Source organism: Aminipila terrae (assembly GCF_010120715.1).
Taxonomy (GTDB): Bacteria; Bacillota; Clostridia; order Peptostreptococcales; family Anaerovoracaceae; genus Aminipila; species Aminipila terrae.
In genome coordinates this window covers 2,132,632-2,145,430 of record NZ_CP047591.1, presented here as the reverse complement: position 1 = coordinate 2,145,430, position 12,799 = coordinate 2,132,632, and the positions used below count along the sequence as shown (strand labels likewise).

General features: G+C 37.9%; 14 protein-coding genes. 3 read left to right on the top strand and 11 right to left on the bottom strand.

Annotation, left to right across the window (positions count from 1 at the left end; all coding sequences use genetic code 11):
* Window positions 1-81: 81 nt before the first annotated feature.
* The 8 genes from Ami3637_RS10135 to Ami3637_RS10105 form a co-directional block, all read right to left on the bottom strand.
* The gene (locus Ami3637_RS10135; RefSeq protein ID WP_162362469.1) at window positions 82-1,152 is read right to left on the bottom strand and encodes a diaminopropionate ammonia-lyase; all 1,071 of its coding nucleotides are present in this window, start codon (window positions 1,150-1,152) and stop codon (window positions 82-84) included.
* A 126-nt stretch (window positions 1,153-1,278) separates the two neighbouring features.
* Window positions 1,279-1,431, bottom strand: a complete 153-nt coding sequence (locus tag Ami3637_RS17100; protein ID WP_202931040.1) for a CPC_1213 family protein — start codon at window positions 1,429-1,431, stop codon at window positions 1,279-1,281.
* Between the two features lie 150 nt (window positions 1,432-1,581).
* Complete coding sequence (locus Ami3637_RS10130) at window positions 1,582-2,841, bottom strand: GNAT family N-acetyltransferase (protein ID WP_162362468.1); 1,260 nt, start codon at window positions 2,839-2,841, stop codon at window positions 1,582-1,584.
* Between the two features lie 109 nt (window positions 2,842-2,950).
* Window positions 2,951-3,646: a 5'-methylthioadenosine/adenosylhomocysteine nucleosidase gene (locus Ami3637_RS10125; RefSeq protein ID WP_162362467.1), complete on the bottom strand. Its 696-nt coding sequence runs from the start codon at window positions 3,644-3,646 to the stop codon at window positions 2,951-2,953.
* 85 nt (window positions 3,647-3,731) lie between these two features.
* Window positions 3,732-4,619: a LysR family transcriptional regulator gene (locus Ami3637_RS10120; protein ID WP_162362466.1), complete on the bottom strand. Its 888-nt coding sequence runs from the start codon at window positions 4,617-4,619 to the stop codon at window positions 3,732-3,734.
* A 536-nt stretch (window positions 4,620-5,155) separates the two neighbouring features.
* Window positions 5,156-6,616, bottom strand: a complete 1,461-nt coding sequence (locus Ami3637_RS10115; RefSeq protein ID WP_162362465.1) for an amino acid permease — start codon at window positions 6,614-6,616, stop codon at window positions 5,156-5,158.
* 58 nt (window positions 6,617-6,674) lie between these two features.
* Window positions 6,675-8,165: a trimethylamine methyltransferase family protein gene (locus Ami3637_RS10110; RefSeq protein ID WP_162362464.1), complete on the bottom strand. Its 1,491-nt coding sequence runs from the start codon at window positions 8,163-8,165 to the stop codon at window positions 6,675-6,677.
* A 195-nt stretch (window positions 8,166-8,360) separates the two neighbouring features.
* A complete protein-coding gene (locus Ami3637_RS10105; protein ID WP_162362463.1) occupies window positions 8,361-8,534 on the bottom strand; it encodes a zinc-ribbon domain-containing protein in 174 nt (57 codons plus the stop codon).
* Window positions 8,535-8,858: 324 nt separating this feature from the next.
* On the opposite strand from Ami3637_RS10105, the gene Ami3637_RS10100 reads away from it, so the two are divergent.
* The 3 genes from Ami3637_RS10100 to Ami3637_RS10090 all read left to right on the top strand — a co-directional run bounded on the left by Ami3637_RS10100 (window position 8,859) and on the right by Ami3637_RS10090 (window position 11,196).
* Window positions 8,859-9,929 carry an FG-GAP repeat domain-containing protein gene (locus Ami3637_RS10100; RefSeq protein ID WP_162362462.1) on the top strand — a complete coding sequence of 357 codons (1,071 nt, stop codon included), beginning with the start codon at window positions 8,859-8,861 and terminating at the stop codon, window positions 9,927-9,929.
* Window positions 9,930-9,995: 66 nt separating this feature from the next.
* Window positions 9,996-10,388, top strand: a complete 393-nt coding sequence (locus Ami3637_RS10095) for a hypothetical protein (RefSeq protein WP_162362461.1) — start codon at window positions 9,996-9,998, stop codon at window positions 10,386-10,388.
* 31 nt (window positions 10,389-10,419) lie between these two features.
* Complete coding sequence (locus Ami3637_RS10090; protein WP_162362460.1) at window positions 10,420-11,196, top strand: hypothetical protein; 777 nt, start codon at window positions 10,420-10,422, stop codon at window positions 11,194-11,196.
* A 23-nt stretch (window positions 11,197-11,219) separates the two neighbouring features.
* On the opposite strand, the gene Ami3637_RS10085 is transcribed toward Ami3637_RS10090, so the two are convergent.
* From Ami3637_RS10085 to Ami3637_RS17505, 3 genes are read right to left on the bottom strand one after another with little or no spacing between them, the layout of a single operon-like run.
* Window positions 11,220-11,894 carry a methyltransferase family protein gene (locus tag Ami3637_RS10085; protein ID WP_162362459.1) on the bottom strand — a complete coding sequence of 225 codons (675 nt, stop codon included), beginning with the start codon at window positions 11,892-11,894 and terminating at the stop codon, window positions 11,220-11,222.
* Window positions 11,895-11,938: 44 nt separating this feature from the next.
* Complete coding sequence (locus Ami3637_RS10080) at window positions 11,939-12,610, bottom strand: MerR family transcriptional regulator (protein WP_243157985.1); 672 nt, start codon at window positions 12,608-12,610, stop codon at window positions 11,939-11,941.
* On the bottom strand, window positions 12,607-12,759 hold the full coding sequence (locus tag Ami3637_RS17505) for a MerR family transcriptional regulator (RefSeq protein WP_243157984.1): 153 nt from the start codon (window positions 12,757-12,759) through the stop codon (window positions 12,607-12,609). The genes Ami3637_RS10080 and Ami3637_RS17505 overlap by 4 nt, the downstream gene beginning before the upstream one ends.
* Window positions 12,760-12,799 lie beyond the last annotated feature (40 nt).

Sequence of the window (12,799 nt, the reverse complement as noted above, 5' to 3'; positions counted from 1 at the left end):
AGTAAATAATACCAGTAATAATCTGCTAATTTTTTAATTACATCTTAAAGTAATCAAAGTTTTCTCCCCGGCTGTGTGTTTTTATGATAACCTTCCCTCCGTACTAAATAGTAAGATTACAGATTCCTTATTCAATTTTAATTGTTCTTTCCACATCTTATTGGGATTCTGTAAAACTTCCTCAATCAGACCCAGTCCCACAGCTCCTGATTCTCCAGAACTAAAAGAAATATCTGCTCCTATAGGGTTTTCCCCACGGTACATACCTTTTAAAGTAATTTGGTCGTTACACTGAATAAAGCAGGCCGACAGGGATTTCAATAATGGGAATGAAATATAATTCGCTTCTCCACAGTTTAATCCTGCCATGATAGTATGAGGTTCTCCTCCTATGCTGATCAGCCTGTTCTCCTTAGCCGATTGAAAAATGCAGGGCACTGCTTCTGATTCAATAATACCGATAAATGGTAAATCCATTCCATATTTCTCATATAGATACCAGACCACTCCCCCCGCCATAGAACCAACACCTGCCTGTAAAAATATATGGGTAGGTTTCTCATTCATCTGTTCCAGAGCCTCCCTTATCATGGTGGAATACCCATACATAATATTCTCTGAGACTTCTTCGTAACCTGGAAGTGCTGTATCCTGTACAAAAAACAAACCTTTTTCTTTAGCAAATTTTGCGGCGTATCGAACCGTGTCATCGTAATTCATATCTGTCACAAACACTTCTGCCTGATACTGGCGAATTGCATGAACGCGCCGTTCCTCACTGCCCTTAGGCATGAATATAACCGCTTTCTGACCTGACTTCCATGCAATCCACGCTAACGCTTTTCCATGATTTCCATCTGTACAGCTAACAAATGTACACTTCTCTTTCTGATATTTTTCCATAATTTTATGTACTGCATAGCTGACACCCAGCCCCTTAAATGCATTAAGTCCAAAACGCATGGATTCATCTTTCACATATAATTTTTTTACATTATATTTTTCTGCCATGCAATCCAGAGAATGTAAAGGAGTGCATTCATAGTCGGCCATGCTCTTATGATAATTATAAACATCTTCAAAACAATTTTTTAATCCGTAATTGTTCTGGTAATCCTGTTTTACATTTTGTAAAATTTCAATAATATCCATAATACTTCTCCCTAATTATCCGTTTTTATCTCTTTGGAAAAATTATACATCATATCAGTGTTTAAGGATAGATTTTCGATTAAAAAAAATAACCCCCAACCATAACGATTGGAGGCTGTCTTAGCTTTATTGATTTTCCTGCTCATCTGCTTCCTGCTTATTAAGCCCAAACACAGCTCTTGCACTTTCGGCCTGAGGGTCATGCTTGATGTGCTTTGAGTGAAATTTACCATCATTCTTTTTTTCATTTTTATTTTTATTCTTCTTAAAAACTCCCATAGTAAACTCTCCTTATCATTCAATCTTCAACGTCTAAGCGTCTTATATCCTATTTATCAGATATTTTTCCTCATATAAGATATAATATTCTGATTTCAGAGGTTTTTATTACTATTCAAGAGTTTTCATTGCTTTAATGGTTTAAATATTTTACAGGTCTGAATACCACACTGGCTTAGAACTGCAATAGAAAATCCTGTCTACCTCTTCAAGCATATCCATATTGTCTACTTCCAATAATCCAAGCCTATACAGACCCAAAGGAGAAACAGAACCAAGGAACATAGGCGCAAAATCAGCCCCGTTAACCGTCACAGTTACATCCGCAACTGTTGTCTCTGGGCTAACTTCAGCAATACCATTCGTGAAGGTGATTGCTGTTCTGCTTTCCGTTCCGTAGAGTTCATTTTTTACTTGAAAGCATACAATAAGGTTTGCATTGTTATAATTTCTGTGAGCACACTGTGCAAAGGCTCCTGCTATATCAAACAATTTGTACATGGCGCCGATACCCTGCATATTTGTTTCCAGATAACCATATGGTTCTATGTAAGTATATCCGTCATTTGTAGGATTATTAAACAGATAATAGAAATTATCATCTTCTGTATTAAATACAACTATCTGTACCTGATCTGCCTGTTTTCGCAAGAACCCCAAAAGCTGCCTCATGACATCCTTATTCTCAAAAACAAACTCACGGATAAAAATTTCATTTCGTGTATAGTTACCTGGAACCGGGTACTTATATTCATAAGAAAGATAACCCCGTAACACTCTGCTTTCATCATAACATCCCAGATATCGGACAGTTTCAGCCTCCTGCATCTCACTTATTTCTTTCCGATGCTTCATCACCATGCCATGGGTCTTTGCTACAACTCTTCCATGGCACTCAAGCAAAGAGGTGATTTCATGCCTGTCGATAAAAGCAATATGGCTTTCACCAAAATAAGCTGGTATTCTTTCCGTATCTATTCGATAACGGCTCATCTTGGTTCCTATCCCATAGCCCATCCTTTTATAAAAATCCGGTCTGAATGGTATCAATGTTCCAATAGGTACACCCTTTTCTCTGTAAAGTTCTTCATAGAATGTGAGCATTTCTCTGGCAGCCCCCATCTTTTTATACGCAGCATGCACTCCAAGAAATCCAAGTCCTGAAACAGGTAAAATCTTACCAAAGCAATTCATTTCTAAATCAAACAGCCTCATGACAGCAATCATTTTACTGTCATGAAATAATCCGTAGAATCCAACTTTGGAATCATTTTCAATAATGTCTAAAACCGACTGGTTATATTCCCTGATGCCCTCTTCACTAAAATCCCGCAGGCTGGGATAGGCGTTATATGTAATTTCTCTGTACTGATCCAAATCATCTTTAGTAAGTTTACGAATTTCTCTCATTTTGTCCTCCTTGTTTTAATCAACCGGTGAAGCTTACAATAATAGAATATATTTACAGTTTAATCTCACAGGACATAATTTTCAATTCTTTTACCAGTAATATTTTAATTTATATTTCCTGAAGCATTTGCAGGACAAAATTCTTTGAAAGTTCAGACGCAGCCAGGAAGTTTGCTTCACAATTATCAACGCCGCTGTGTTCTTCTGTATCTGTAATGGATCTTACTGCAATAAATGGAACTTTGTTAACATAGCAGACATGTGCAATGGCGGCTGTTTCCATATCCGCACATAATGGTGCAAAGGCCTCGTTGATTTCTTTCCGTTCTTTATCTACTATAAATTTTTCTCCTGTAGCCATCCTTCCAAAATGAATCTTCTGTGGAAAATTGCCCTTTTCTACTACCGATTCAGCACATTTAAGAAGATTTTCATCTGCCTTAAAATATGGATCCTCTGCATTCATAAAAGGATAAAGCTCTACTATGTTTACAATATTCACGTCATGATAACATACCTCCGTGGATACCACCGTATCCAGCAGTCCCACCTCTGATGCCATTCCCCCGGCTGTCCCTGAGTTAATAATCATTCTTACCTGGTACATATCTATAAGCATCTGTGCTGCAAGAGCTGCATTAACCTTGCATACCCCTGAAATTACAAACACTACAGCCGTATTTGCTAATGTTCCTTGTAAAAATGTTAATCCTGCCTTATTCATTTTTGTTTCTTCTTTAAAATCCCCGATGTAAGGTTTAAACTCTCCCTCACAAGGGCAAATTATTCCAACTGGTTTTATCATCTTTTCCGTCCTTTCTACCTATAAATGTGAATTAATCAACACCTATTTCTCTGAAAATTATCTCATCATGGTCCTTAAATAAAATTTATGGAGTGGGACCGTATTCCTCCAGAATCCATAGCTGTACATATCCTAAAAATTTTTGTGCGGAAGCCGTAAGCATATTTTTATCTTTAACTGCAATTCCCAAATCTCTGTCTGCCGGAAATTCAAGATCTTTAATTACTATTTTACGGGCAGTATCTTTTAGAACTAATTCTGACAGAACGCTGATTCCCAATCCGTTATCCACCATGGCTATGATGGCATAGTCTTCTTTTTCAACAAAGCAGACATTGGGTTTAATGTGATGACTTTCTAATATCTCTGTTATACCATCGTCCACGCTTTCATCCAATTTAATATATGGATACTCTGACAGAGCTGCCGCAGATAAAAAAGGCTCTTTTGCCAGTATGTGATTCTCAGGTAAAATAGCGACAAAGGGGTCTCTCCTGAGAAAAATGGATTCTAATTGTTGCTTTGTAGGTATTTTCACAAAAGCGCAATCCACACGTCCGTTTATAACCCAATTTTCAATTTCCTCATTTGTCCCGTGTAACAGTTCAAATTGAATATTGGGAAAATCCCCACGAAATCTTTTGATTATACCTGGGAGCCATTGTGCAGATACACTGGTAAAGGTGCCCACCCTCACAAGGCCAGATTCCAGGGTATGAATTTCATTTATCTTTTCAGATAAATTATGCTGTCCATTGCAGATGCCTTGGAAATAGGGTAAAAGCTGCTGTCCATCCGCAGTAATACGTACTCCTGAACGGTCTCGCACCATCAGTTTCAGCCCACAATCGCTTTCCAGTGCATTCAGCATATGACTTACACCTGACTGAGTATAGCCCAAGACTTCAGCCGCTTTGGTCAAGCTGCCCAGTTCTATGGTCTTTAGAAATGTTTCATATTGAGAAATATTCATAATAATCACCTCATTTTTGATTTTATGAATTTTTTTCATCAATGTGATGAAAAATATGCGTTTTACTAATCTTATATTTAGTATTATAGTTAACTTGTAAAGAGATAGCAAGGATATAAAATCTACAATTACAGTATGACATAACCTCAAAGAAGAAAAAATATTTACTGGGAATAATTCTGGTAAGAAATTTAAAAGGAAATATCTATATCTCAATAATATTAAATGAAGAAAGGAAGATGAATATGTATTGGTTCAGCAATTTAGATTTTGAATTATCAAATTTTAGTGCAGTAGGAAAGGCACTTGAAATTGTCACATTAATAGTTTTTGCCGGCTCAATCTGTTACGATTTATTTTAATCTATGGATGAGTTACACAGAAGGTACGATACTGTAATATTTCTCCTTAAATATCCAGTTGTCTTTCAATTAAACTAAAAGGACCATAGCCGCATAATGCCTATGGTCCTTTTACAATTTATGTTTTTTTACATCATATATTATTATGCTCCCCTGATCCCTTTACCTGATTTCTCACTGGTGATCATCACTGTCATTATAATCAAGATTTGCTTCTAATGGTTTGACCATCTTAGTCTTTTTTACTATCTTATAACCTGCAAAACATCCAATAAATACAAAGAGTCCTATATATGCCACCATAAATCCTTCTAATGTATAATTTCCGTAAGCGTAATATTGACCCGAAATAATACAGGCACAAAGGATAAAGGAAAATATAGGTCCGAAAGGATATAGTTTAGCTCTGTATTTCAAATCCTCCACCTTTTTTCCCTGGGCTATATAAGCGCGCCTGAAGAAGTAATGGGATACAGAAATGGCAAGCCATGCAATAAAACCTGTTAAAGCCGCTATGTTCAGCAACCAGGAATATGCTGTATTTAAACCAACCTGTGTGGCTAAGAAGCAAAGAGCACCTACCAAAGTCGTTACATTCAGGGCTGTGATTGGCACTCCCCGTTTATTCACATGGGTAAACACTTTGGGTGCCTTATTCTCCAGGGCTAGTGAATATAACATCCTTGTGGCAGTAAAAAGCCCTGCATTTCCGCAGGATAAAACGGATGTAAGGATTACTGCATTCATAAGAGAAGCTGCTATTGCTAAACCCAACCTCTCAAATACTAAGGTAAACGGGCTATAAACCAGATTTTCAATTCCTGTCTTTAACAAATTAGAATCTGTATAAGGAATAAGGAATCCAATGATAGCTACAGCACCAAAATAGAATAGTAAGATACGCCAGAAAACCCGATTGACAGCTTTAGGTACTGCCTTTTCTGGATTTTCTGTTTCTCCTGCTGCAATTCCAATTATTTCTGTTCCCTGAAATGAGAAGCCTGCCAGCAGGAAGGCACTTAATACTGCCATGCTCCCACCTACAAAAGGTGCCTCCCCTACAGTCCAGTTTTTAAATCCTGGTGAAGTTCCGCCTATAATTCCCAAAATCATTAAAACACCCACGATTAAAAATACAATAACCGTAAATACTTTAATACTGGCGAACCAGAATTCCCCTTCTCCATAAGTCCTGGAAGAGAAGAAATTGAGCAGATAAATTAAAACCAGAAATAGTACGCTCCAAATGACACTATTTCCATCTGGCAGCCAGAATTTAATCAGGATGCATCCGGCAAGAAGTTCCGTGGCCACGCAAATAGCCCAGGAAAACCAGTAATTCCAACCAACGGCAAATCCAAGAGCCGGATCAACAAATCTGGTGCAATATGCCGAGAATGAACCGGAAATGGGTATTTCTGCAGACATTTCTCCAAGGCTTGTTATCATAAAATAAACTAACACCCCCATAACCGCATAGGCTAATAAGGCTCCCCCAGGCCCTGCTGCCGAAATATTATACCCTAAGGCCACAAATAAACCGGTTCCAATAGACCCTCCCAGGCCAATCATATTCAAATGTCTTGTTTTTAATCCTCTTTTTAAAGATTGATCTTCTTCCTTTTTTTCTGTCATAAGTATTCCTCCTTTAATTTAATAATTTGGATTACTGCTTATGGATGGATCAATACATTTATACCAATGTATCTGTTATTGAAGATTCATCTAATTCCCCATTATTACGAGCTATTTTCTTCCATTCATCATCTAATGCTTTACTTACCTCCTCTGACAGTCCAGTAGTCTTTGTATCATTTAAAATTTGCTCCACGATTTCCCGGGCATGTTCAAAGCTGGACTTGGCGCCTTTCTCCTGCCAATTATAGATGTTGGTACGGTCGATTACTTTTGACGGCAAATATGGCTCTTTTCTGAACCATTTTAAAGTATGTTTTGTAGCAAGGTAATCCCCAAAAGCACCAGTTTCAGAGATAAGGTCCACAGCTAATGTTTCCTCAGAAAATTCTATACCTCTTCCTAATCGTTGAGCCATACCGCAGATTTCATTATCTATTACTAACTTTTCCAGACTGAATGTGTTGCAGAAATCCAGCATACCGGGGCCAGAAATTACATCGATACCTGATAAAAATGCTAATGTCCCACTCATGGCACTTTCTAATCCTGCCTGTGAATCATTGACCTTTGAATCACTAAGACACGCATAGGTATGAACAGGTATGCCATAATATTTGCCCATCTGTGAGTAAGCTCCGCTAATTAAGTTGGTTTCTATGGAATTTAAAGATGTGGTTAGGTTCTTCATGTCAAAGAGCATAGGCGCCCCGCCATATATCATAGGATTGCCAGGGTTAACCAGCTGAGTCAGTACAATACCGCTTAAAGTTTCCACCGTATGCAATAATACAGAACCTGCTAAAGTTGCCGGGGCAGCCGCCCCTAACAAAGGAACAGAAATGGTCTCAATAGGCAGACCGTAAGTGGCTGCATCAATGATGTTATTACAGCTGATCTTAGTCCACTTTAATGGGGATATGGAAGTTATATCCAGTATGGCACGAGGCTTTGCTTTTAAAGCTTCATAACCACCTGCATCAATTGCCAGCAGTTCCCTGATAGCTGACATTCCTTCTACCGAGTAAGCCCCTGTAATAAAAGGCTTTGTGGAATGTTTAAGCAGCACATAGACTCTATAGCTGTCTCCAATATCCTGTGGAATGTCATATGGAGTCAAAGCCGTGGCAAGTAAGTCAATATGACTCATGGATTCACCAACCTTGGCTACCTTAACCAAATCAGAACCTGCGGCTTCCCGAGCCGTCTTTCCATCCGACTCAAGAAAACGGATTCCGGCAGAGCCTGGGTCAAAGTAAACATTATTCTCCCCTAAGGTTACCACAGCCTCCCCATAGCGATTGTACATTTGAAATGCAGCGGGTACCTTTCTAATTGCATCCATTACTATTTCTGAAGGGAATTTAACAATCTTCGTCTGATAATCTACCTTGGCTCCGCCTTTATCCAGTATTTCAAGTGCCTTTTCATCCTGAAAATAAACTCCGGTGTTTTCCAAAATATATAGGGCTTTTTCGTGTATTGTGGAAATTTGCTCATCCGATAATATTCTCAACGCTGGTTGATTGGTGTATGTAAATTTCTCCATTTTTCCCTCCTTGTTCCTTTTCAGTAAACATTAACTTTTCATTCCTCCTTAATTTTAAATGTTTAAATATATGACTTGTCTAATTGCATAATTACATTTATTGATAACTCATAGAATCTGTCATAATTTTTGTAGAATTTTTACAAAAAAATAACCTGCAGGAGTTTTAATCCTGCAGGTAGTTCTGCACTTGTATTATTTATAATTCTTATTGCTATTGTTATTGTTCTGATGTTTCCTTGCTTTTCTGCATTCCGGGCATCTCTGGGGTTCATTTTCAAATCCCTTGGCCTTGTAGAAAGCCTGCTCACCTTCAGTAAATATGAATTCTTTTCCGCACTCTTTACAGATTAATGTTTTATCTGGCATATCATCCCTCCATTTAATTTATTAGATAAAATACTGATTTCTGATATACCTTACAGGGGAATCTTATAATCAGATTTAATCCGATATATTTTTTAATTTTCTTAATAATCTGAATATACCATAAAATGCGAAGTTATGCAAGATGTAATTTCATTTTTGCTAAAAAACAAATCCTTTACCGTCTTCTGCTCTTGGTCTTCACATGTATCCATTCTATTCAAATACAGTAGCACCAATGGAATAGCCTGCATACTTTAAAGTAATAAATCTATCAGCAAGAAATTTTTAATTATTAATTATAATGTATGAAGGAGTAGATAGTATATGGGTGTATCTTTTGACCCGGCTGTGTTTTATAAAGTTAATCGTGGTCCTTATGGTATAACAGCCGCCGACTTAACCGGCAAGGGAATCATAGATTTGGCAATGGCATGCAATCAGAACGAATCTGTTTCCATACTAATGGGAAATGGGGACGGTACTTTTAAACCCGCTGTGACTTATGCTGTAGGCACAAATCCAACGGCTGTAACTGCTGCTGATTTCAACAAGGACGGCCATATGGATTTAGCTGTGGCCGACTCAAATGGCGGTGATATTGCTTTTCTTTTCGGAAATGGGGACGGTACTTTCAAAACTGCTGTGGCATTGAACGTAAGTCCAAACCCCATTAACCTTATATCTGCTGATTTCAGGGGCAACGGACCTATAGATCTTGCTATTACCGATGCAGCCAGCAATATAATAGGCGTACTACTTGGAAACGGTGATGGGACATTTAATAATATGGTTACCTACCCCATAAGCTCTGCTGCAGATGGAATCGTAGCGGCTGACTTTAACGGAGATGGCAAAATGGATCTGGCAGCAGTCTGTGGCGATAACCAGATTAATGTCTTGCTGGGAAATGGGGATGGTACCTTTAAGCCCGCAGTTCCTTACCCTGCCGGCTCAGGACTTACGTATATAACAGCAAATGATTTTAACGGTGATAGTAAGATGGATCTGGCAGTAGTAAATAATGATACCAATAAAGTTGCTATTCTTCTTGGAAATGGGGATGGTACTTTCCAAGCACCAACGTTTTTCTCTGCCGGAATCAATCCAAGTGGTATCGTGTCTGCAGACTTTAATGGCAATGGCAAGATTGATCTGGCAGTGACAGACACAGCCAATAACCGGGTGGCAATTTTGCTTGGAATTGGTAATGGTGCTTTTCTGGGAGCACAATTCTTCCCAGTAAACACTTATCCTGCTAAAATTGTTTCTGCAGACTTTAATAAGGATGGTAAGATGGACCTGGCCGTGGCAGATTTCTACACAGATGATGCTGGCGTGTTAATCAATAAAACCCCTAACCCTGTGGTACGAGGGATATCTTTTTTCAATATTTAAGATATAGTTACCATTCAATGGATAAAACATGGAAGTCATGCCACTACTTTGCAAGGAGAGATTCAATTGGAAAAAATTCAACAGGAAGTTGACTGGACCATTTTGATATATGCAGATGGTAATAATGAACTGGAGCCAGAAATACGGCAATCTTTACTTGCCCTGGAAAAGGCAGAATCAAATCCTAATGTTCACGTGGTGATACAAATAAGCAGAGCAGAACATAAACTTGTTCAGCTTATTCGGCATGATATGGATATAAAAAATAATAACAGTTGGAGCGGAGTCAGACGTTACTTTGTCAGCAAGGGGAAATTGCACCTGACAGGAAATCTAAAAAAAGTTAATATGGCAGATCCTAAACAACTCTGTCATTTCATTAAATGGGGGATGGCGTCTTATCCTGCAAAAAGGTATATGCTCCTGTTAGGGGGCATAGTTATGACTGTGTTGGTATGATGATTGATTACAGCAGAAAGGCCCCTATATAATGGGAATTCCTGAAATGGTGAGAGCCATCAACAGGGCTGCCAATGAAATGGATAAAAAAATTGATATTTTACTGCTGGACACCTGCTCCGCCAACTCCTTGGAATTAATATACGAATTTGGAAAAGATGAGATTCATGCGGTTCAAAATATCATCACCTATATCGTAGACGGCCCCATAGAAGGCTTGCCTTATGACCGTATCATTCATTCAATCCAGGCATACAGCAGCATAGAAGATATGACGGTAACAATAAAGGATATAATCGAAAGCTTGTCCTATGACTTAATTTCCTTTGAAGTCAATCATGAAAAGCTCCAGCAGATTAAGCAGTTATTTAACGATAAAGCCTTTGAATACCTTTCAAAGAACATTGATATTGGCTCAGATTATAATAAAATATCTGCTGTGGAACGGGAGCACATCATTGAAGATATCTCTCAGGAGCTAATGTCTCTGGTCATTCATTATAAAAAAAGTCCCTGCAATAAATGGCCGCTGATTACAGTAGTAAACAATGTGACCAATAATCTAAAATTAATGACACGCTATTATTGTTTAGGTTTTATCCAGAATAATCACTGGGCAGGATTATCCTTTAATGAATCCTTGGATATAAAAATCATAAACCAATTCTCAAGTGAAAGACTTCTCCCCCTGAAAATGAGTTCTCAAGAGGTTTATGGCTATATTTCTATCATAAACCCAGAACTATGTGAATCACAGAGAAGAAGTATACTTGAACAACTATATGAGTATAAAAAGTGGACCTTATAAAATTTGTACTCCCAGTTTCTTTTTCACCATATTAATGGGATTAATCGATAGCGTGTTTTTAAACAATAATCTTTATAACCATGGAGCTCACATAAAAGCACTTTTTCTTCATTTATTATCCTGATTATAATTAGGGGTATGAAGAGAAGCATAGGTATAATGGCCCAGTATGAACCAAGGGCCAAAGGGGTAAACAATGACATTAATAATAACCCTAAATACATTGGGTGTCGAACTATGGCATAAGGACCTGTTGTGATAATATGCTGTCCTTTCTCTACTTGTACAACTGTAGAAGCGAAACTATTTTCTTTAAAAACGTAAATAATGAATATATAGCTTGCCGTTACTATAATATTTGACACAATTATAGCCCAGTCTGGAACCATTGACCAATGAAAATGAAAATCAATCCCCGGTATTATATAGCCAAGGAAATACAGTTTTAAAATCACCGGAGTTTTTATGGTGGTCTGTTTTTCACCATGCTGCATTCGTCTTGCTAACAGTTCAGGATTTCTCTTCATAAAATAAGCAGCAATGAAAAAGGTTAATATGGATATTTCCAGCAGGAACACCCACCCTTCCCAAAATTTCAAAGAACCAGCGGGAGCAAACAAAACCAGACCCATTATAACCATAAGAACGAAAGGTACCATAAAAGCCTTTCCTTTTGTCATATTGGCGTTATCTTTCATGCCATTACCTCCTTTGTCATACAATAAATTTTTTAAATACTGGTTTATTTTTTCGGTCTATAATTCAGATATTGTTGAAAAAGTTTCTTATGCTTCAATTGAGCTGGCGAAAGTACATCACTAGCCATCTCATCAAATAAACTTTCATAAGATGTAGTAAATCCAGATTGATTGTATAACATCTCTTTTAATTCCGGCGTCTTTATAATAAATTCTGCAGACTCTCTGGCAAGATTTTCTACTTCAGGATCATTTTCTGACATAGTGCCCAGTTTACCTAACCGTGTTCCTAAATCCAGAGCCACTTGATACTGTTCCGGATGGGTTTTGAAATATTCTGCCAGTTTCTGAAAATTCTCCGTGTAATCCTCTCCCCATTGAAAATCATCTAGTATACCATACAATTTCTGATGCTGATCATAGAGTCCTGGACATTCCCTCAGATATTCTTCCATTTGATTCTGGCCCAGCACTTCTGAAATCATTTGAAAGGAGGAAGAATTAATACTATCATCATTTAAGAGTATATTATCCGTACTCAGCAGCATATCAATTCTAGTCAGTCGCTCTTCAAGATTTTCCTTCTCCCTTAGCAACTCAACTCTCAAGGACTGCAGGACCTCCCTCATGGTTTTAGGATCTTGTAAATCTCCTAATGTTTCCTTGATACTTTTTAAATCCATTCCCAGTGATTTGAGTCGTTGGATTAACCTCATCCGTGTAAGTTCCTCAGCTCCATACAGGCGATATCCCCATCAGAGCGCTTTGGTTCTTTTAGTAAACCAATCTTGTGGTAGTACAGGATGGTTTTTAATGTACTTTTAGTTAATTTGGCAAAATCACTAATCGTTACTTTATTGTCCATATCATCCCCTCCTCCAGCTCATTGTAAACCCCACCCTAAG

What these genes read in the sequence shown, in the direction of transcription:
- Ami3637_RS10085 (WP_162362459.1), bottom strand. Translation starts at nt 11,894, where the DNA reads ATGAAAGATAACGCCAATATGACAAAAGGAAAGGCTTTTATGGTACCT.
- Ami3637_RS10130 (WP_162362468.1), bottom strand. Translation starts at nt 2,841, where the DNA reads ATGAGAGAAATTCGTAAACTTACTAAAGATGATTTGGATCAGTACAGA.
- Ami3637_RS10090 (WP_162362460.1), top strand. Translation starts at nt 10,420, where the DNA reads ATGGGAATTCCTGAAATGGTGAGAGCCATCAACAGGGCTGCCAATGAA.
- Ami3637_RS10115 (WP_162362465.1), bottom strand. Translation starts at nt 6,616, where the DNA reads ATGACAGAAAAAAAGGAAGAAGATCAATCTTTAAAAAGAGGATTAAAA.
- Ami3637_RS10080 (WP_243157985.1), bottom strand. Translation starts at nt 12,610, where the DNA reads ATGAGGTTAATCCAACGACTCAAATCACTGGGAATGGATTTAAAAAGT.
- Ami3637_RS10125 (WP_162362467.1), bottom strand. Translation starts at nt 3,646, where the DNA reads ATGATAAAACCAGTTGGAATAATTTGCCCTTGTGAGGGAGAGTTTAAA.
- Ami3637_RS17100 (WP_202931040.1), bottom strand. Translation starts at nt 1,431, where the DNA reads ATGGGAGTTTTTAAGAAGAATAAAAATAAAAATGAAAAAAAGAATGAT.
- Ami3637_RS10105 (WP_162362463.1), bottom strand. Translation starts at nt 8,534, where the DNA reads ATGCCAGATAAAACATTAATCTGTAAAGAGTGCGGAAAAGAATTCATA.
- Ami3637_RS17505 (WP_243157984.1), bottom strand. Translation starts at nt 12,759, where the DNA reads ATGGACAATAAAGTAACGATTAGTGATTTTGCCAAATTAACTAAAAGT.
- Ami3637_RS10135 (WP_162362469.1), bottom strand. Translation starts at nt 1,152, where the DNA reads ATGGATATTATTGAAATTTTACAAAATGTAAAACAGGATTACCAGAAC.
- Ami3637_RS10100 (WP_162362462.1), top strand. Translation starts at nt 8,859, where the DNA reads ATGGGTGTATCTTTTGACCCGGCTGTGTTTTATAAAGTTAATCGTGGT.
- Ami3637_RS10120 (WP_162362466.1), bottom strand. Translation starts at nt 4,619, where the DNA reads ATGAATATTTCTCAATATGAAACATTTCTAAAGACCATAGAACTGGGC.
- Ami3637_RS10110 (WP_162362464.1), bottom strand. Translation starts at nt 8,165, where the DNA reads ATGGAGAAATTTACATACACCAATCAACCAGCGTTGAGAATATTATCG.